16 protein-coding genes are annotated in these 19,542 nt (G+C 43.2%); 10 read left to right on the top strand and 6 right to left on the bottom strand.

What is annotated here, in order from left to right; genetic code table 11:
• Nucleotides 1–315: 315 nt before the first annotated feature.
• The 3 genes from DZ860_RS04470 (at nucleotide 316) to DZ860_RS24380 (ending at nucleotide 2,830) form a co-directional block, all read left to right on the top strand.
• Nucleotides 316–1,746 carry an alanine/glycine:cation symporter family protein gene (locus DZ860_RS04470; RefSeq protein WP_120029722.1) on the top strand — a complete coding sequence of 477 codons (1,431 nt, stop codon included), beginning with the start codon at nucleotides 316–318 and terminating at the stop codon, nucleotides 1,744–1,746.
• A gap of 147 nt (nucleotides 1,747–1,893) precedes the next feature.
• The gene (gene yaaA, locus DZ860_RS04465) at nucleotides 1,894–2,667 is read left to right on the top strand and encodes a peroxide stress protein YaaA (protein WP_120029721.1); all 774 of its coding nucleotides are present in this window, start codon (nucleotides 1,894–1,896) and stop codon (nucleotides 2,665–2,667) included.
• 46 nt (nucleotides 2,668–2,713) lie between these two features.
• The gene (locus tag DZ860_RS24380) at nucleotides 2,714–2,830 is read left to right on the top strand and encodes a DUF5363 family protein (protein WP_165862847.1); all 117 of its coding nucleotides are present in this window, start codon (nucleotides 2,714–2,716) and stop codon (nucleotides 2,828–2,830) included.
• A gap of 146 nt (nucleotides 2,831–2,976) precedes the next feature.
• On the opposite strand, the gene DZ860_RS04460 is transcribed toward DZ860_RS24380, so the two are convergent.
• The 4 genes from DZ860_RS04460 to DZ860_RS04445 all read right to left on the bottom strand — a co-directional run bounded on the left by DZ860_RS04460 (nucleotide 2,977) and on the right by DZ860_RS04445 (nucleotide 7,744).
• Complete coding sequence (locus tag DZ860_RS04460) at nucleotides 2,977–3,942, bottom strand: ABC transporter permease (RefSeq protein ID WP_120029720.1); 966 nt, start codon at nucleotides 3,940–3,942, stop codon at nucleotides 2,977–2,979.
• 2 nt (nucleotides 3,943–3,944) lie between these two features.
• Entirely contained in the window at nucleotides 3,945–5,066 is a 1,122-nt protein-coding gene (locus DZ860_RS04455; RefSeq protein ID WP_120029719.1) for an ABC transporter permease, read from the bottom strand.
• Nucleotides 5,063–6,631, bottom strand: coding sequence for an ABC transporter ATP-binding protein (locus tag DZ860_RS04450; protein WP_120029718.1), 1,569 nt, complete (start codon nucleotides 6,629–6,631; stop codon nucleotides 5,063–5,065). Before DZ860_RS04450 ends, DZ860_RS04455 begins: the two co-directional genes overlap by 4 nt.
• 117 nt (nucleotides 6,632–6,748) lie before the next feature.
• Nucleotides 6,749–7,744 (bottom strand): BMP family lipoprotein, encoded by a 996-nt coding sequence (locus DZ860_RS04445; protein ID WP_243641805.1) that lies wholly within the window; start codon nucleotides 7,742–7,744, stop codon nucleotides 6,749–6,751.
• Between the two features lie 283 nt (nucleotides 7,745–8,027).
• Between DZ860_RS04445 and DZ860_RS04440 the strand changes: the two genes are divergently transcribed.
• The 6 genes from DZ860_RS04440 (at nucleotide 8,028) to deoD (ending at nucleotide 15,222) form a co-directional block, all read left to right on the top strand.
• On the top strand, nucleotides 8,028–8,837 hold the full coding sequence (locus tag DZ860_RS04440; protein ID WP_279386828.1) for a TatD family hydrolase: 810 nt from the start codon (nucleotides 8,028–8,030) through the stop codon (nucleotides 8,835–8,837).
• Between the two features lie 211 nt (nucleotides 8,838–9,048).
• Nucleotides 9,049–10,287 carry a NupC/NupG family nucleoside CNT transporter gene (locus tag DZ860_RS04435; RefSeq protein ID WP_120029715.1) on the top strand — a complete coding sequence of 413 codons (1,239 nt, stop codon included), beginning with the start codon at nucleotides 9,049–9,051 and terminating at the stop codon, nucleotides 10,285–10,287.
• Nucleotides 10,288–10,818: 531 nt separating this feature from the next.
• The gene (gene deoC, locus DZ860_RS04430) at nucleotides 10,819–11,598 is read left to right on the top strand and encodes a deoxyribose-phosphate aldolase (protein WP_120029714.1); all 780 of its coding nucleotides are present in this window, start codon (nucleotides 10,819–10,821) and stop codon (nucleotides 11,596–11,598) included.
• A gap of 234 nt (nucleotides 11,599–11,832) precedes the next feature.
• Nucleotides 11,833–13,161, top strand: coding sequence for a thymidine phosphorylase (gene deoA, locus DZ860_RS04425; RefSeq protein ID WP_120029713.1), 1,329 nt, complete (start codon nucleotides 11,833–11,835; stop codon nucleotides 13,159–13,161).
• Nucleotides 13,162–13,218: 57 nt separating this feature from the next.
• Nucleotides 13,219–14,439 (top strand): phosphopentomutase, encoded by a 1,221-nt coding sequence (locus DZ860_RS04420; protein WP_120029712.1) that lies wholly within the window; start codon nucleotides 13,219–13,221, stop codon nucleotides 14,437–14,439.
• A 63-nt stretch (nucleotides 14,440–14,502) separates the two neighbouring features.
• Complete coding sequence (deoD, locus tag DZ860_RS04415) at nucleotides 14,503–15,222, top strand: purine-nucleoside phosphorylase (RefSeq protein ID WP_120029711.1); 720 nt, start codon at nucleotides 14,503–14,505, stop codon at nucleotides 15,220–15,222.
• Between the two features lie 93 nt (nucleotides 15,223–15,315).
• Here the strand turns inward: deoD and DZ860_RS04410 are convergent, their stop codons facing one another.
• On the bottom strand, nucleotides 15,316–15,918 hold the full coding sequence (locus tag DZ860_RS04410; RefSeq protein ID WP_120029710.1) for a YtjB family periplasmic protein: 603 nt from the start codon (nucleotides 15,916–15,918) through the stop codon (nucleotides 15,316–15,318).
• A gap of 103 nt (nucleotides 15,919–16,021) precedes the next feature.
• Here DZ860_RS04410 and serB point away from each other — a divergent pair, with 103 nt between their 5' ends.
• Nucleotides 16,022–17,017: a phosphoserine phosphatase gene (serB, locus tag DZ860_RS04405; protein ID WP_120029709.1), complete on the top strand. Its 996-nt coding sequence runs from the start codon at nucleotides 16,022–16,024 to the stop codon at nucleotides 17,015–17,017.
• A gap of 98 nt (nucleotides 17,018–17,115) precedes the next feature.
• Here serB and DZ860_RS04400 read toward each other — a convergent pair whose 3' ends face one another.
• Nucleotides 17,116–19,458, bottom strand: coding sequence for a PilZ domain-containing protein (locus tag DZ860_RS04400; protein WP_120029708.1), 2,343 nt, complete (start codon nucleotides 19,456–19,458; stop codon nucleotides 17,116–17,118).
• Between the last annotated feature and the right edge of the window lie 84 nt (nucleotides 19,459–19,542).

Genomic DNA, 19,542 nt, shown 5'->3' with positions numbered 1-19,542 from the left:
ATGTTGTTAACTTTCGATATTATTGTGCTGGTTGTGTGGTGTTTTTGTTTGTTGGTGTGTTAATTTCTGGTGACTTTATAGTGAAAAATAACATCAAAATGCATCCTAATGCATATTGATTTTTGCTATTCTTCGCTGCATTATCCAGCCGGTCAAAAAAGTGCTGATACGTAAAATGGAAGCATTGATGCGTATTTTACAGATCTCAGCTGCACATAATCAGAACATAAATACTAAGCTTGTTGACACTTAGTAGGGCAGCTAGATGGATGGCTAGGAAGCACAGATCAGCCAGAAACTCACTATGAGGATGTTATGACAGACTTAATTAATTTAATGAATGACCTGCTTTGGGGTTCCATTCTAGTTTATCTGCTTGTCGGTGTTGGGATTTACTTTACGGTTCGACTCGGTTTTATCCAGTTCCGCCACTTTGGTCATATGTTCTCCGTGCTAAAAAACAGTCGTAAAGCTGATAACGCTGGTATTTCTTCTTTTCAAGCGCTTTGTACCAGCCTTGCAGCCCGTGTTGGCACAGGTAACATGGCAGGTGTTGCGGTTGCACTGACCGCTGGTGGTCCGGGTGCAATCTTCTGGATGTGGTTGATTGCGATGCTAGGTATGGCAACGTCGTTCGCAGAAAGTACATTAGCCCAGTTATACAAAACCAAAGATGATGATGGCAACTATCGTGGTGGCCCAGCTTATTACATGGAAAAAGGCTTGGGTATGCGCTGGATGGGCGTTCTATTCTCCATTTTCCTTATCATCGCCTTTGGTTTGGTATTTAACGCAGTTCAAGCTAACTCAATCGCTAATGCTATGCACAATGCATTTGGTTGGAGCGATCTTTATGTCGGTATTGCTGTTGTTATCATGTCGGCGATCGTTATTTTTGGTGGTATTAAGCGTATTGCACGCGTCGCTGAATTGATCGTACCTATTATGGCTTTGGCATACTTGCTACTTGCGTTATCAGTGATGGTAATGAATATCGAGAAGCTGCCGTCTATTTTGATGCTTATTTTCAAAAGTGCATTTGGTTTACAAGAAGCGGCTGCTGGTGGCTTAGGTTATGCGATTGCACAAGCGATGATTAACGGTATCAAACGTGGTTTGTTCTCAAACGAAGCTGGTATGGGTTCTGCACCTAATGCTGCAGCTTCAGCAACACCGTATCCACCTCACCCTGCATCTCAAGGCTATGTTCAGATGCTAGGTGTGTTTATGGATACTATCGTGATCTGTTCGGCTACTGTCGCGATCATTTTAATGTCAGGCGAATACGTACCACATGGTGAATTGACCGGGATTGAATTGACCCAAGCTGCGTTAAGCTCTCAGGTTGGTCATTGGGGTAGTGTCTTTGTAGCAGTGGCGATTTTCTTCTTCGCTTTTACTTCTATCATTGCCAACTACTCATACGCAGAAACCAATTTGATTTTCTTAGAGCATAATCATAAAGCAGGCCTTGGTCTTTTCCGCTTTATCGTGCTTGGTATGGTTATGTTTGGTGCCCTAGCGTCTCTTCCTACAGTATGGGCGTTAGCGGATGTATCAATGGGTATGATGGCGATCGTCAACCTTATTGCGATTATCTTGTTGTCCGGGACAGTTATTAAGCTGGCGAAAGACTACAACCGTCAGCTTTCTGAGGGTAAAGTGCCAACGTTTGATGCCAATGATTATCCTGAGTTGAAATCTCAGCTTGAAGAAGGCATTTGGTATAACCAAGATAAGTCTTAATCGTTCTTACCTATGGGTATGATGTGTAAAGCCATGCAGACAATGCATGGCTTTTTTTGTACCCTATAAAAATATAACCAAGTAACTCAGTGCGTATCGTCGAGAGTTTATGGTTTGGATAAAAAAATAAAGGATTGAGTGACTGCCATGTTAATTGTTGTTTCTCCAGCTAAGACTCTGGATTATGAATCTCCTCTTGCGACGCAAAAGTTTACTCAGCCAGAATTGGTTGACTATTCAAAGCAACTTATTGATGTGTGCCGTCAGTTAACGCCGGCAGATATTGCAAGTTTGATGAAAGTGAGTGATAAGATCGCCAGTTTAAATGTAGCGCGTTTTGAGCAGTGGAGTGAAGAATTCACAACAGAGAATGCTCGTCAGGCTATCTTGGCTTTTAAAGGTGATGTTTATACTGGGCTAGATGCTCAAACCTTATCTGATGCTGATTTTGAGTATGCGCAAAAACATTTACGCATGCTGTCTGGATTGTATGGCTTACTTAAGCCTCTCGATTTGATGCAGCCTTATCGTCTCGAAATGGGTACAAAACTGGCGAACGAGCAGGGGAGTAACCTCTATCAATTTTGGGGTAGCACAATCACTGAAAAGCTCAATGCAGCGATTGAAGCCCAAGGTGATAATGTTTTAATAAACTTAGCATCGAACGAGTATTTTAAAGCGGTAAAACCGAAGTTATTAGATGCTCAAATTGTCACGCCAGTCTTTAAAGATTGTAAAAATGGTCAATATAAAGTGATCAGTTTCTACGCAAAGAAAGCTCGAGGCATGATGGCCAGGTACATTATTGAAAACCGTATCGACAGTGTTGCGGATCTTACTCAGTTTGATAGTGCGGGTTACTATTTTGTCGAAGAAGAATCGTCACCGACAGAGCTTGTATTTAAACGAGAAGAGCAATAATCAGAATTGATCGTTTTTGCCGACACAATGAACAGCGAGGTTGATTATGTTTGCCATTTTGAAACGTTGGATTCAAAAATATGATGCGTGGTGCCATTCGATGGGATTGACGGTTGAACAAAAACGAAGTTGTGTGCCTTATCGTCGAGAAGACGAATCATAAAGGCCCAGTATAGGTTTTGATCACAAAATACTTGATGAGTGCTTACTAGCGGCGATAAAAAAGGAAACAGGACTACCTGCTTCCTTTTTTTGTTTTAGCGCCGCTGAGAGCGTTGTACGGCGTTTATTCTGGCTAGATAGCCTAGTTTACTCGCGTTCTTTTGTATAAGGGACGCCAATCGCTTTTGGAGCAATGGCTTGCCCGATAAAACCGGCGAGCAAAAATACCGTGAGAACATAAGGGATGGCTTCGATCGCTTGAACTGGTATTGGGAAGTCACCAATCGATACTCCTTGCATGCGAATTGCTAACGCATCTAAGAAACCAAATAACAGACAGGCCCCCATTGCCGTAAATGGACGCCATTTACCAAAAATAAGTGCGGCCAGTGCCATGTAACCTTTACCAGCACTCATATTTGGAATGAATTGTGCCGTATGTGCGACGGATAAATATACCCCTCCAATACCAACTAAAACTCCACAAATAATAACGGCGGAGTAGCGCATACGGGCGACAGAAATACCGGCCGTATCCACCGCTGATGGTGATTCTCCCACCGCTCTAAGACGCAAGCCAAAGCGGGTTTTGAACATTAAATACCAAGTCGCTGGGACAATGAGGATGAGCAAATACACCAGCATGGAGTGGCCACTGATCAGTTCAGAATAAATCAAACCGATGAAAGGGATATCAGCAAGCGCATCTGCACCGGGCAAGGTGATAGGCGCAAAGCGAGCATCACCTGAGAGTGCGGGTGTCTGGCCACCCTGATGAAACCAGTGTCTTCCTAGTGTAATGGTTAGACCAACCGCAAGAATATTGATGGCCATGCCGCTGACTACTTGATCGCCTCGATGGGTGATTGAGGCAAAACCATGTAGCAGCGAGAGTAGAATCGAAATTCCAATTCCCCCAAGCAGGCCTAGCCAAGCAGAGCCGGTTACATGCGCTGTTGCTGCGCCGACAAATGCCGCCGCTAGTAATTTCCCCTCCAATGCAATATTTACAATACCAGCACGTTCGCAGAACATACCGGCTAATGCAGCAAGGATCAGCGGCGTCGCGACACGAATTGTGGCATCAAGCATTAAAATAATGGTTTCAAACATAGTTAGGCTCCTTGTTCAGTAGGTTGTTGCTGCTGACTGAATAGTTTGAGATAAGCCCGTTCAAGGTGAGGGCGGAACATGTGTTCTAGCGCACCGGAAAACAAAATAACTAAGCCTTGCAATACCACGACAATATTGCGGTCGACCCCATACTCAAAACTGAGCTCGGCCCCACCCTGATAGAGGAAACCAAATAATAAACTAGCCAATAGAACGCCAATGGGATGATTGCGCCCCATAAGTGCAACGGCAATCCCCGTAAAGCCAAAGCCCTCAACGAAATTAAGTTTGATTTGGTGTAATTCGCCTTGCAGTACATTGAGTCCAAAGAATCCGGCTAACATCCCTGAAATCAGCATAGTCAGTACAATAACTTTGACGTATTTGATGCCGGCATAGCTGGCGGCTGATGGGTTTGCACCCACGGCACGAATTTCGTATCCCCAACGTGAATGCCACATCAATAACCAAACAAAGAGACAGCACAATAAAGCAAAAAAGAAGCTTAAATTAAGAGGGCTTTTGGCTACCTCGATACCAAATATAGCTAGTATTTCATGCATTTTTGGTAACCAGCTACTCACTGCAAAGACTCTGCTTTCTGTCGCCATGGTGTTATCTGGTTTGAGCACATCAACCAGCAAGTAAGCCATGAGAGAGGCGGCGATAAAGTTAAACATGATGGTCGTGATAACGATATGCGAACCACGCTTTGCTTGCAGGTAAGCGGGAATAAATGCCCATGCCGCGCCAAATAGGCCTCCGACTAGGATGGCGACAGGAAAAACAATCCACCAAGAGGCGTATTCACCTAATGTTAAGCAGACTAAGCCGACGCCTAACCCTCCAATATAGGCTTGTCCTTCACCTCCGATGTTAAATAGACCTGCATGAAAGGCAATGGCGACAGCAAGACCTGTAAAAATAAAACCGGTAGCGTAATAGAGCGTGTAGCCAAACCCCTCAGCGTAGCCAAATGCTCCAACCCACATCACTTTAGCTGCATCGATAGGATTAATATCGATATAGATAAACAGCAAAGCTGAAACTAAAAATGCGATTAACACATTGATGGCGGGCAATAATGCCATTGTTACCCAAGCGGGCACTTTTGCTTGGCTCATTGAGGCGCTCCTTGTGCATCTTTTCCTGTTAAATGTTCCGGCATGATATTCGCCATCATCAAGCCCAGCGTTTTTTCATCGGCATCGTTGATATTGACTTCGCCAACGATAGACCCATCAAATACCACCAAGATACGGTCAGACAGACTGAGAATTTCATCAAGCTCAACTGAGACTAATAAAACAGCTTTATCGGCATCGCGGGCGGCGATAATCTGTTGGTGAATGTATTCGATAGCACCAATATCGACTCCTCGTGTCGGTTGACCAACCAGTAACACGTCGGGGTTTTGTTCCATTTCACGAGCAATCACTAATTTCTGTTGGTTACCACCAGAGAAGTTAGCGGTTTTAAGGGTGGGATCGTTAGGCCTGACATCCCATTTATCCATACTGCGTTGACAGGCTTCTACAATGGCGGCTTTGTTTTGCAGTAAGCCATGGTTGTATTGAGGTAAGTGGTGATGACCGAGAATGAATGCTTCTTGGGCTTCAAATTTATTGATTAACCCTTGTTTATGTCGATCTTCTGGAATATGGCTGATACCAATGGCTCGAATTTGTTGTGGGTCGAATGGTGAAGTTGCGTCTATCTGGTGGCCATTAAGCTGAATTTGTCCTGAATAGGGTTTTAAGATGCCAGATAGCAAGCCAAGAATTTCAGATTGGCCGTTACCTGAAACGCCAGCAATACCGACGACTTCCCCTTGATGAACCGAAAATTTAATACTTTTGACCCGTTCAACACCAGCGGCATCGAAATATTGAAGTTCATTCACACGAATCAGCTCTTTTTTGGGATTCGCAGTTTGCTTATCGACTTTTAAGCGGACTTTTCTTCCGACCATCAATTCTGCAAGTTGTTCTTTGTTTGTATTCGCCGTCACGACATGCGACACCATTGCTCCTTGGCGCATAACGGAAACATTATCAGTAATCGCTAATACTTCACGTAACTTGTGAGTAATGATCATGATGGTTGTGCCTTGAGCACGGAGTTTATCGAGGATAAGGAATAGGTGATCAGCTTCTTGTGGTGTGAGCACGCCAGTGGGCTCATCGAGTATTAGTACTTTTGCCCCTCGATATAACGCTTTTAAAATTTCAACACGCTGCTGAAGACCAACGGGGAGACGGCCAACTTGTGTATCGAGAGGGACATCGAGTCCGTAATCTGTGGCAAGCGCAGCCAGTTTTTTTCGAGCATGGGATAACGTATCACTGAGCTTCCAGCCGTTTTCAGCGCCTAGAATTATGTTCTCCAGAACAGTAAAGGTATCCACTAACATGAAGTGTTGGTGAACCATACCAATCCCAGCTTGAATCGCTTCTTGTGAATTGCTCGGCTTGTAAGGGGTACCATCGACCAGCATTGAGCCTGAATCAGCGTGATAAAAGCCATAGATAATACTCATTAGAGTCGATTTTCCGGCCCCATTTTCCCCAATAATGCCGTGAATTGTTCCTTTGGGCACTTTTAAGTCGATATCGCGATTAGCATGAATATGACCAAACCGTTTATCGATGTTGTGCAGTTCAATTGCATTAACTTGTGCTTGTCTCACGGAATAGCGCCTTATTTAGATAATTAAGCGCCGCTGCTGGAGCAGCGGCGCATGTCTAGTAGCAGAAATAGCCGACATCGAAGTGAAGTCGGGTGTTATCCGGAAAGGACGATGTGATTAAATATCACATGAGTTATTTGACATGTAATCGTGAACCGCAATTTTTCCGTTAATGATGTCGGACTGAATGCTATCTAAGTAAGCTTTGGCTTCTTCGTTAATGAGATCTTGGTTAAATTCATCATAAGACCATTCAACCGCACCCTCTTTAAGGCCTAGAACTTTGATTCCTGCCTGCCATGTTCCTTTTTCAGCTTCTTCCCAAGAGTTGTATGCAGCGACGCCTACTTTCTTAACCATAGAAGTCAACATGGTTCCAGGTTGGAGATGGTTTTGGTTTGAATCCACACCAATCGCGAATTTATTCGCATCTTTTGCTGCTTGGTAGACGCCCATACCAGTGCCACCGGCAGCAGCATAGATAACATCAACACCTTTAGAGAATTGTGATTTAGCCAATTCAGAACCTTTGGCTGGGTCGGCAAAGGCTGCTGGCGTAGAGCCTGTCATATTTTGGAATGTTTCAATTTGTGGGTTGGCGTATTTTGCACCTTGACGATAGCCACATTCGAATTTACGAATCAGTGGGATATCCATGCCGCCAATAAAGCCGACCTTTCCATTTGCTGATGCTTTGGCGGCTAATGCGCCAACAAGGAAAGATCCCTCATGTTCTTTAAATACAATGGATTGAACATTTGGTTTATCAACGACCATGTCGATGATAGTGAATTGAATATCAGGAAATTCCGTCGCGACTTTTTCGACCGCTGAAGCCATATTGAAGCCAACGGCTACGATAGGGGTAAAGCCACGATTTGCTAAACGACGTAGGCCTTGCTCACGTTGAGCCTCATTTTGAGGTTCAAATTCACGTACAGTAATGCCTTTATCTGCGTTGTAAACTTTCACGCCATTTTGATAAACCGCCTCATTGAATGATTTATCAAATTTACCAGCGGTATCGTAAACTACAGCGGGTTTTGCAGCGATGACATTGAATGAAGCAATGGCGATGGCCAATGTTGAAAGTTGAAGAATTTGTTTTTTCACTATCAGTTCCTTAGTAGTGCTAAATACGAGAGCAGAAGCCGTTTGAGTTTTCATGCTGTTAACAAATATGAAAAACATCCCTTAGCTATATAAACCACGGCGGGACAAACTTTAGACAAACAAGTATGACCAGTAATTGTTCATTTTATCGTTTGCCTAAGCGAATGGAAACCTGTGAGAGGGGTAGAAATGTGAAACATATCAAGAGAAAACGTTACCGTTGCTCAAGGTTAAGTCATAATTGTGACGAGGGTGTTTGTTGTGGATACATTGAGTATTTGTAATTAACAATAATGGAAGGAATAAGAGTTTGTTACTTTGCGACACACATTGTCATTTGGACTTAATGGCTCAACGCGGGGTGGGTATCAATACCGCGATCAAATCGGCTATGGATGTTGGTATCGAGCAGTTTGTCGTCCCTGGCGTTTCTCCTGAAAATTGGCCAGTGGTCGCTCAATTGGCAAAACAGTTTCCACCAGTCCATTGTACTTTTGGGATACATCCTTTGTTTATAGACTCACACAGTATCGATGCTTTACCTGAGTTAGAAGTGCGCATTGAAGATTCGTTATTGCATAGTCATGGCTGTATTGCGATAGGAGAGTGTGGGCTCGATTTTTATCAGGGGAGGGAAAATGAAAAATTACAGTTCATGGTGTTGGAAGCTCAATTAAAAATGGCTCAACGCTTCGAGTTACCAGTGCTTTTGCATGTTCGTAAAGCGCATAATGAATTAATTCAAATATTAAAACGCCACCCTTTACCTAAAGGGGGAGTATTACACGGTTTTTCTGGTAGCTATGAGCAAGGGATGGAATTCATTAAATGTGGTCTCTGGCTAGGCATTGGAGGAACGATCACTTATCCAAGAGCCAATAAAACGCGCATGGCAGTGAGCCGTTTACCGTTAGAACGTCTATTATTGGAAACGGATGCGCCAGATATGCCACTGAATGGTTATCAAGGGACAGTTAATGAACCTAAGTTCTTGAATGAGGTACTATCTACCTTGATCACATTACGGAGTGAAACAGAGCAAACGATTGCGCAGAAACTGAGAAATAACACTTATAACGCGTTGCAAATATAGTGTTATTTGGTTGTTTTTATGTTTAAAATCACGCGTTAACGTTTGCTATGTGTGATCGCTGTCACAATAGTGTGTGTACACCCTATGTTCTTTAGTTAGAAATGTGAATCGGGTACTATTTTTAATCTAGGGGATTTGTATAATCCTCGGCGCTTTTTCGAGTTCCATTTTGTAACACGCCAACAAATAACTTATAAGGAAGTCATAAACTATGAGCCTGTTTATGAGCCTAGTCGGTATGGTCGTGCTTCTTGCAATCGCAGTCGCATTCTCATCTAACCGCAAAGCTATCAATATTAGAACAGTGGGTGGCGCATTCGCTATCCAATTTATCCTTGGTGCATTCGTTCTGTACGTACCATGGGGCCGTGATCTTTTGAACGGTTTTTCACAAGGTGTTTCTAACGTTATCAACTACGGTAACGAAGGTATCGCTTTCCTATTCGGTAACCTAGTTAACTTCTCGGTTGAAGGCATCGGCTTCATTTTTGCTTTCAAAGTACTACCGACTCTAATCTTCTTCTCTGCTCTAATCTCGGTGCTTTACTACATTGGCGCGATGCAATGGGTTATTCGCATTCTTGGTGGTGCTCTTCAAAAAGCACTAGGCACTTCTCGTGCTGAATCTATGTCTGCAGCAGCAAACATCTTCGTAGGTCAAACAGAAGCACCTCTAGTGGTTCGCCCGTTTGTTCCTAAGATGACTCAATCTGAACTATTCGCAGTAATGTGTGGTGGTTTGGCATCAGTTGCTGGTGGTGTACTAGCTGGTTACGCATCAATGGGTGTTCCTCTAGAGTACCTAGTTGCAGCGTCATTCATGGCAGCACCAGGTGGCCTACTTTTCGCTAAGATTCTTTACCCAGAAACTGACAAACCTCAAGAAGACATCGAAGATGCTCTTGCTGGTGGTGATGATAAACCTGCTAACGTTATCGATGCAGCAGCAGGCGGCGCAGCAGCTGGTCTACAACTAGCACTAAACGTAGGTGCAATGCTTATTGCATTCGTTGGTCTAATTGCACTAGTAAACGGTATGCTTGGTGGCATCGGTGATTGGTTCGGTATGCCTGACCTAACACTACAGCTAATCTTGGGTTATGTTTTTGCTCCACTTGCATTCCTAATCGGTGTGCCATGGGAAGAAGCGATTACAGCTGGTTCATTTATCGGTCAAAAACTGGTTATCAATGAATTCGTTGCTTACTTGAACTTCACTCCAGTAATGGGTGAGCTATCAGCTAAGACTGTAGCAATCATCTCATTTGCATTGTGTGGTTTCGCGAACCTTTCTTCTATCGCGATTCTACTAGGTGGTCTAGGTTCTCTTGCTCCTAGCCGTCGCGGTGACATTGCGCGTATGGGTCTTAAAGCGGTTCTTGCTGGTACATTATCTAACTTGATGGCAGCAACAATTGCAGGCTTCTGTCTAAGCCTATCTGGCATGTAATTCGAGCCCGATAATATAGACGCCACGTAAAATTATGCCCTGTAGCAAGATTGCTGCGGGGCATTTTTGTTTGAGCTGACATAAATGCCTCACCTTTGTTTACTGGTGGTGAGTGGCATAAAAGTTCGACATGTTTTTTTGAGATACAAACCGTTTGCGTTCTCTGTGGCACTACAGTTTCAACGCGAATGTCGATAATGTAGTAGCCATCAAAGCGATTTTGGCTGAAATGAATTCAGCTTCGCGATGGATTTTCACTGATGGGTCAATCAATGACCCAAAGCACCTTATAGAGCAAGTAGAACAAGCGTTTTACTTCACTATATGGTATTAAAGACACTGCAATCATAGATTGTTGTGCCATAGGCCAAACTGGTACTGTGCGGTGACAAGGATAGCAATTGGGGGCAGATTCGCTGTTTGCCACCGAGTCTTCAAGGAACCAAGTCCGTTCATCAATAACTGCTTTCTCTACCTATACTAAAAAGGCAAAGAAACAGTCACATTTTTGAATACTGATCGGAGATAGAAATGAGCGATTTAAAAGCAGCAGCGTTACGTGCACTTCAACTAATGGATTTAACGACGCTAAATGATGACGACACAGACGCGAAAGTGATTTCACTTTGCCACGATGCAAAAACGGCAGTAGGTAACACAGCTGCGATCTGTATCTACCCTCGCTTTATTCCTATTGCTAAGAAGACACTTCGTGAACAAGGTACGCCAGAAGTACGTATCGCGACAGTAACAAACTTCCCTCACGGTAACGATGATATCGAAATCGCAGTAGCGGAAACAAAAGCAGCTGTTGCATACGGTGCAGATGAAGTGGACGTGGTATTCCCATACCGTGCGCTTATCGCAGGTAATGCGGAAGTTGGCTTTGAGTTAGTTAAGCAATGTAAAGCAGCATGTGGTGAAAACGTTCTTCTTAAAGTCATCATCGAAACAGGTGAGCTAAAAGAAGAAGCACTTATTAAACAAGCATCACAAATCTGTATTGAAGCAGGTGCTGACTTTATTAAAACATCAACAGGTAAAGTGCCAGTTAACGCAACTCCTGAATATGCACGTATGATGCTAGAAGTGATTCGTGACATGGGCGTTGCTCAAACTGTTGGTTTCAAACCTGCTGGTGGTGTGCGTACTGCTGAAGACGCACAAGCTTACCTAGCAATGGCTGATGATATTTTAGGTGACAACTGGGTTGATGCTCGCCACTACCGTTTTGGTGCATCAAGCCTACTAACTAGCTTACTTAATACATTAGAAGTGACAGACGAGAAAGCTGACCCTACAGCTTACTAATATACCCGTCATATTTGACGCTGCAGCGTTGTTGACTTCGTAAGTTCATCCTAATCACATAGTTGTCTATGTTCATTGGAATGAACTTACTTGTCGCCTAGCTGCAACGCCAACTATTTAGGGTATGACTGACCAAATCAGTTGATGTCTGAATTAAGATAGGTCGGTAGAACGCCGTCCTGTCTCTACTTCTTTACCTTACAACCTTACTCGGAATGAGTTTGGGAGGATCTAATGTATTTACCTCAAGAGATCATTCGTAAAAAGCGTGATGGCGAAGTGCTAACCGCTGACGAGATCAACTTCTTTATTCAAGGCGTAGCAAACAATACCGTTTCTGAAGGTCAGATTGCTGCGTTTGCTATGACAATTTTTTTCAACGAAATGACTATGCCAGAACGTATCGCCCTTACGTGTGCGATGCGTGATTCAGGTATGGTGATTGACTGGAGCCACATGAATTTTGGTGGTCCAATTGTTGATAAACATTCAACGGGTGGTGTTGGCGACGTTACCTCATTAATGCTTGGCCCAATGGTGGCAGCATGTGGCGGTTTTGTTCCTATGATCTCAGGTCGTGGTCTTGGCCACACTGGCGGTACACTGGATAAGCTTGAAGCGATTCCTGGTTATAACATTACCCCAACCAACGACGTCTTTGGTCAAGTGACGAAAGACGCAGGCGTAGCGATTATTGGTCAAACAGGCGACTTAGCGCCTGCTGATAAGCGTGTTTACGCGACTCGCGATATTACAGCAACCGTCGATAACATCTCGTTGATCACGGCATCCATTCTATCTAAGAAATTGGCGGCAGGCCTTGAATCTCTAGTGATGGATGTCAAAGTCGGCTCTGGCGCATTTATGCCAACGTACGAAGCATCAGAAGAATTAGCAAAATCGATCGTTGCTGTTGCTAACGGTGCTGGCACTAAAACGACTGCCATTTTAACGGACATGAACCAAGTATTGGCTTCATCTGCGGGTAATGCCGTTGAAGTTCGTGAGGCTGTTCGCTTCTTGACTGGCGAATATCGCAATCCTCGCCTGCTTGAAGTAACGCTAGCTTCTTGTGCTGAAATGTTAGTACTCGCTAAGCTCGCTAAAGATAGCGAAGAAGCTAATGCTAAACTGATGGAAGTACTGGACAACGGTAAAGCAGCTGAGTGCTTTGGTAAGATGGTCGCGGGTCTTGGTGGCCCTGCTGACTTCGTTGCAAATTACGATAACTACCTAGATAAAGCTGAAATCATTAAACCTGTTTTTGCTGAGCAAAGCGGAGTTGTATCTGCGATGGATACTCGTGCAATTGGTATGGCTGTTGTCTCTATGGGTGGTGGTCGCCGAGTTGCGACTGATGAAATTGATTACGCTGTTGGCTTTGATCAGTTTATTCGTTTAGGCGAAGTCGCTGATGAGAGTAAACCTCTAGCTGTGATTCATGCCCGCTCTGAAGAGCAGTGGCAAGAAGCGGCGAAAGCACTGCGCAATGCAATTCAAATTGGCGGAGAGTACACACCAACGCCAAACGTATATTGTCAAATTCGCGCTGAAGACGTTTAAATTTAATTAAGGCCTACTTAATAACAACGAATTCCAAGTGGGCCTGAGGAACGAGTAATGAAAAGAGCATTTATTTTAGTCCTAGATTCATTTGGTATTGGTGAAACGGCAGATGCTGCGCAGTTTGGTGATGTTGGCGCAGACACCATGGGTCATATCGCTGAGCAGTGTGCAAATGGGTTAGCAGACAATGCTGATCGTAGCGGAGCACTAAAACTGCCAAACTTATCTAAGCTAGGCCTTGCGATGGCGCATAAAGAATCAACGGGTAGCTTTGCTGCTGGTCTTGAAAGTGATGTGGAAATCATTGGTGCTTACGGCCACGCTGCTGAATTATCGTCTGGTAAAGATACACCATCAGGCCACTGGGAAATTGCAGGTGTACCAGTGCTGTTTGATTGGGGTTATTTCACTGATAAAACCAACAGCTTCCCGAAAGAGTTGACTGATCGCATTCTTGCTCGCGCAGGACTCGATGGTTACTTAGGTAACTGTCATGCATCGGGTACACAAGTACTCGACGATCTTGGTGAAGAACATATGAAAACCGGTCTGCCAATTTTCTATACTTCAGCAGACTCAGTGTTCCAAATAGCTTGTCATGAAGAGACATTTGGCTTAGATCGTCTACTAGAACTATGCCAAATTGCGCGTGAAGAATTAGCGGATTACAACATTGGACGCGTTATTGCACGTCCGTTTATTGGCCCTGGTAAAGGTCAGTTCGAACGTACGGGTAACCGTCGTGATCTTTCTGTTGAGCCGCCAGCGGCAACCGTTTTACAAAAACTGGTTGAAGAGAAGCAAGGTAATGTTGTTTCTATCGGTAAAATTGCTGATATTTACGCAAATTGTGGTATCACCAAGAAAGTAAAAGCGACAGGTATTCCAGCACTATTCGAAGCAACGCTAGAGCAGATCAAAGAGGCTGGTGACAATACGATCGTATTTACCAACTTTGTCGATTTTGACTCTGCTTACGGCCACCGCCGTGATGTTGCAGGTTATGCTGCGGCACTTGAATACTTCGATGGACGTATCAATGAAGTGCTTGAATTGATGCAAGAAGATGACATTCTGATTCTAACTGCAGACCATGGTTGCGATCCAACATGGCAAGGTACTGATCATACTCGCGAACATATCCCAGTGATTGTTTACGGACAGAAAGTACCAGCAGGCTCATTAGGCTTGCGTGATACATTTGCTGATATCGGCCAGACTTTAGCTAGTTACTTTGCTACATCTCCGATGGATTATGGCAAAAGCTTCTTGTAAATTACTTAATGGCGTTACGGATTGCCGTGACGCCTTATTTATCTTTTGAAAAGGAATACACAAATGGCAACTCCACATATTAATGCTGAAATGGGTGCTTTCGCTGACGTAGTACTAATGCCGGGTGACCCGCTACGTGCCAAGTACATTGCAGAAACGTTCCTAGAAGATGTAGTTCAAGTATGTGATGTTCGTAATATGTTTGGTTACACAGGTACATACAAAGGTCGTAAGATCTCTGTAATGGGCCACGGCATGGGTATTCCTTCATGCTCGATCTATGTTACTGAGCTAATTAAAGACTTTGGTGTTAAGAAAGTAATCCGTGTTGGTAGTTGTGGCGCAGTAAGCGAAGACATCAAAGTACGCGATGTTGTTATCGGTATGGGTGCTTGTACTGACTCTAAAGTAAACCGTATTCGTTTTAAAGATCACGATTTTGCTGCAATTGCAGATTACAAAATGGTTCGTGCTGCAGAAGAAGCAGCAAAAGCTCGCGGTATTGACGTGAAAGTAGGTAACCTATTCTCAGCTGAATTGTTTTACACACCAGATCCAGAAATGTTCGATGTAATGGACAAGTACGGTATCGTTGGTGTTGAAATGGAAGCAGCAGGTATTTACGGTGTAGCTGCTGAGTACGGTGCTAAAGCTTTAACTATTTGTACTGTATCTGACCACATCAAAACTGGCGAACAAACATCATCAGAAGAGCGTCAAAATACGTTCAACGAAATGATGCTAATCGCATTGGATTCAGTATTAATTGGTGACAACGATTAATCGTTGAATCACATATAGCGTTCAAATAAAAAGCCCCCAGATTAATGCTGAGGGCTTTTTTGTATCTTTAAGGTATGCAAATCAAGTGATTAATTAAACATTCTTGAGCAGTAAGTTCTCGCCTTTGTTTCTTGTTCTGCGTCTGACTACGAGGTTCAACAGTAAACCAGCGATAAAGCTCATGCCCACCATTGAATACATATAACGATCACTCTTTCGATAAAAGTGATCTGAAACCGCGGTGACACGACCGGTTTCGAAGGTGATACGTACAAAGCCGATAATTACACCATCATGGAAGACGGGTTCAACTAATTGTTGTTTGCCGATCCGAGCTGTTTCGAGAGGAGTATCTAACCCAAGAATTTCTCGGACAGATTTGGCTTTATCACTGGAAGCGAGTCGAATGCCTTCAGAGTTATATATAGCAGTATCAAATACCAAATTATCGATGGCTAATTGATTGGTCAGTTTCAGGAGTCGCTCCTGATCTTGTTGCATGATCATTTCACTGGCCGAAAGAGCGGCTTGAGAAATTAAAACTTTAGTTAGAGTCTCTAACTGATTGGCTTGAATCTTTTCATTACCTTTTGTGATTTTTACACTATTCACGGCAATGACACCAACCATAGCAACTAAAGCGAGGATCGCTAACACACGTAATGCATTACGAAAAGAAAACAGGGAAGTGTCCATTTAACACCTAAAAGAGGTTATTTTCGCTATAGTGAATATTGAGACTTGCGTTAGTAAATTGCAATAGGTTAACGTGATGAGAGATTTTTTAGGGATGAATTACATGGATATGTTGAAAATTTTACCTATTCGCAAACACATGACGTTAGCCAAGCGCTTACCAGAAATACGCCTTTCCAATAATATAGATAAGGCGAAAGCGAACTGGATTATCTTTTCTAATTCTCTGTTTGCAGAGCAGTTTGATGAGATTGATCATTATACAGGCGAATATAATGCAGTGATTGATGCTTGGAAAGTAGGCCAATATGAGGTCGCATTAATGGCTGGTCACTTAACTCCTCAACTGGAGAAAATACTTCAATCATTGAAACTCGATTATGCACGATTACGTGATATTCCAGATCTCACTAAGCCAGGCTTGGTGGTGATGGATATGGATTCAACCGCCATTCAAATAGAGTGTATTGATGAAATCGCTAAATTAGCTGGAGTGGGTGATGAAGTATCAGAGGTGACGGAACGAGCAATGCAAGGAGAATTAGATTTCGAGGAGAGCCTACGTCAGCGTGTTGGGAAGTTAGCCGGAGCTGATGAGTCTATACTTGCTACCGTTCGAGAAACTCTGCCCTTGATGCCTGATCTTGTTGAGTTGGTAAATACATTGCATCTTCTTGGTTGGAAAACTGCAATCGCGTCCGGGGGTTTTACCTATTTTTCTGATTACCTTAAAGAGACCCTTGGTTTAGACCACGCTCAGTCAAACCAATTGGAAATCGTCAATGGCAAACTCACAGGTAAGGTACTTGGTGATATCGTTTCAGCACAAACCAAAGCCGATATTTTAGAAGATCTTGCTGAGCATTATGATATTGAAACGCACAATACCGTCGCGGTCGGCGATGGGGCGAATGATCTTGCTATGATGTCTGTTGCTGGGTTGGGAATTGCGTATCACGCTAAACCTAAAGTGGAGCAACAAGCGCAAGCGGCAGTGAGATATAGCGGTTTAGGTGGAGTGTTATGTATCTTATCTGCAATGCTCGTTAAGCAGCAAAGACTAAGTTATACACCGAAGCCGAATCAGAGAATGCAATAAAAATGATGATCAGGTTGGCGTATCAATCGATGACGTTAACCAGAATTGCTTAACGTCATCGAGAAGAATAAAAAATAGCGAGAATATCTCGCTATTTTTTATTGTGTAAGTTCCAACCGAATGAGAACTTCCTCGGTAATATCTGTGATCTCACCGTAACCACAAATCGAGGTGATCTCTTTTTCGATACTACGAGCTTGATACAGGCTGATTTCAAGCAGTTCATCTAAGTCTTTGCGAAGTAGTGCTGTGACCGGATCAAATACAGGTGTTCCACAGATGCGTAAAGCGTAAAACTCCCCCATCATCTGCGCTTTTTTTATGAACAACAATCGTAATTTTGTTGACTCAAATTCGCTCGAGAGTTTTGTTTCCAGAGACTGAATACGAGTTCCAAATTTTGCAGCCGAGATATACAACTCATGGTATTGAGGTGCAGAGCCGACGATGCGCTTCATTGGTGTCGCTAATAGAGTATTAGTACGCCCTTTATAAATAGGATCCATTGAGAAGCTTTTTTCTTGTCCGAGTTTGGCTAGCAGCATCAAATGAGGCAAAAGAGGATAATTAACCCCAATGACCTTAGGTCTTAAATTAGCACCTCGCTTTTCGATAAAGAGCGGTGTACTGACCATTTTATCGAGCAAAATATTGTGTAAGCTTTCAAGAATACCATTGCTTGGTAGTAGCTCATGTTTCTGATTCAGTTTTTCTTTATTGTGTTCAATTAGGCGTCCAAAAAAGGTGACCGTTTTGAGTAACTGGCTATTGCCATCCATCATAAGCTGGATCTGAGTATTATCTGAACTGACTCGAACTACTTGGTATGGGATCTTACTTAACGGAATGCTCTTATCGTAAAGTTGCAACTCTTTAAAGTTAAGGTGGCATAGTTCCCCGGCTCGAATTGATAGAGGTTTGTCGAGCTGAATACTGACACCACGTTTAGATATATCGATTGTTTTGCCAGTAATGACTTGGTCGCTGAGTATCACTTCAATTGGAGACTTAAAAATGAAACGAGGTTCATTACGACGGCTCTGAGCATCGAAGTAGACACAAGCTGGTGTACTACTTGCTTTTAAAGCGTGACGAAATGGATTTAATTCGCTCGTCGCTATTCGTGGTTTTTCACACAGCAAATAATCTTTGCTTGCACTCAAATCCGCAATTTCTTGAAGAAACCCACAGTGAGTTAGACGATCTGTCTCTACATCAATATCGTTACGTTGTTCTGCGAGCAGTTCTTTTTCTTCGTCAGATAGTTCAAAAATGGAAAGACGAAATGCTTTCCAGCTCTTTTTTCTTGCTCCAACATGCCAAAATAAGTGACGTAATTCACGATCTGCCTCGGGCATCATCATTGAAAAAAACAGTTCTCGCCCTTGGTGTTCATGCTTAAAGGAATAGAGTACATTGCTACATCCACGCATACCTGGTGCGGTGAGCATGCTCATTCGTTCTTTGTTGAAGAGGTTACTTAACATTGGCTGGTTACGTTCATCATGCCAATATTGCCAAATTGGGAGATTGTTATCCGTAACTAATACCATCTTTAGTTCATTACCACTAAAGAAGATAGGGAGGTTACATGTGTGCTTTAAATATGCGTGTTCATAACCGCGTGTCCGTGTACGTATGACTTTATCTTGATTATCATGACGTGTTTTTTTAATTTCACTTTCTAGACAATAAGTAATCACTTCTTCGATCACCGTTGAGTGATTGAGACAAAGTAAGCGAAGAAATCGAACCGCGTCATTTTCATGAGATTCATCGATGCCAACAATTCGGTATGAGAAAGGTTGAGCAAGCTCTGCAATCGGACAGTTTTGACTTAATTCGATGAATGAGACTTGAACGATTTCGCCGAGCTTATAATCAAATGCAGTAGGAACTTTGAATTTAGCACCAGATGGTGAGATGTCGACAGTGACGGCATGAACAAGTTGATCATTGGCGAGTTGAATCTCGATTTGAGAAATAACCCTCAAACGATTTTCTCTACGCTTAAGATCGTAGCCCATTGTTATTGGTTCAACATCAAATTCTGTGCTGGTTGCAGGCACGTGGTTTAACGATGCTTTATTGTTTTGACTCATTACTCGGAAGTTGTTTCGAGTGTTGCACAGTGCTTCCCATACACCTTCGGTGTAGCTGCCAAATTTTTGAGTATTTTTGTGATAGGCATTAAAAGCCACATCATCAAGCCAATGTTTCAGCCCATCAAGTTGATATTCACGGCATTCTCCTTGCACACGACCACGTAGGTCGATGCTTTTTGTGCAAGAAGCCATCACTCGATTGAGTTCAATTTTGACCAAGATTTTGACCGACGGAGGCTCGCCTTCTGTCATTTGAGAAAGAAGATAGTTAAAATCGTCTGCTTGGTAAGCGGGAATTAACCGCTCGACTATAGATAGAATTTCCGGTTGTTGCATGCTTTTGGTTTTTAAGTGCCTTTAGCTCTCATTATCGACTTCGAAGTGCAGATCTTTAGCGATATATAACGTTGAATCAAGTTC

It is taken from the genome of Vibrio sinensis, assembly GCF_003605645.1.
GTDB classification, from domain to species: domain Bacteria; phylum Pseudomonadota; class Gammaproteobacteria; order Enterobacterales; family Vibrionaceae; genus Vibrio; species Vibrio sinensis.
This window is presented reverse-complemented; position numbering and strand designations above follow the sequence as displayed.

Coding starts and splice junctions, on each gene's coding strand:
- deoD (WP_120029711.1), top strand. CDS start 14,503: ATGGCAACTCCACATATTAATGCTGAAATGGGTGCTTTCGCTGACGTA.
- DZ860_RS04435 (WP_120029715.1), top strand. CDS start 9,049: ATGAGCCTGTTTATGAGCCTAGTCGGTATGGTCGTGCTTCTTGCAATC.
- DZ860_RS04410 (WP_120029710.1), bottom strand. CDS start 15,918: ATGGACACTTCCCTGTTTTCTTTTCGTAATGCATTACGTGTGTTAGCG.
- DZ860_RS04420 (WP_120029712.1), top strand. CDS start 13,219: ATGAAAAGAGCATTTATTTTAGTCCTAGATTCATTTGGTATTGGTGAA.
- DZ860_RS04470 (WP_120029722.1), top strand. CDS start 316: ATGACAGACTTAATTAATTTAATGAATGACCTGCTTTGGGGTTCCATT.
- DZ860_RS04460 (WP_120029720.1), bottom strand. CDS start 3,942: ATGTTTGAAACCATTATTTTAATGCTTGATGCCACAATTCGTGTCGCG.
- DZ860_RS04400 (WP_120029708.1), bottom strand. CDS start 19,458: ATGCAACAACCGGAAATTCTATCTATAGTCGAGCGGTTAATTCCCGCT.
- deoA (WP_120029713.1), top strand. CDS start 11,833: ATGTATTTACCTCAAGAGATCATTCGTAAAAAGCGTGATGGCGAAGTG.
- serB (WP_120029709.1), top strand. CDS start 16,022: ATGGATATGTTGAAAATTTTACCTATTCGCAAACACATGACGTTAGCC.
- deoC (WP_120029714.1), top strand. CDS start 10,819: ATGAGCGATTTAAAAGCAGCAGCGTTACGTGCACTTCAACTAATGGAT.
- DZ860_RS24380 (WP_165862847.1), top strand. CDS start 2,714: ATGTTTGCCATTTTGAAACGTTGGATTCAAAAATATGATGCGTGGTGC.
- yaaA (WP_120029721.1), top strand. CDS start 1,894: ATGTTAATTGTTGTTTCTCCAGCTAAGACTCTGGATTATGAATCTCCT.
- DZ860_RS04455 (WP_120029719.1), bottom strand. CDS start 5,066: ATGAGCCAAGCAAAAGTGCCCGCTTGGGTAACAATGGCATTATTGCCC.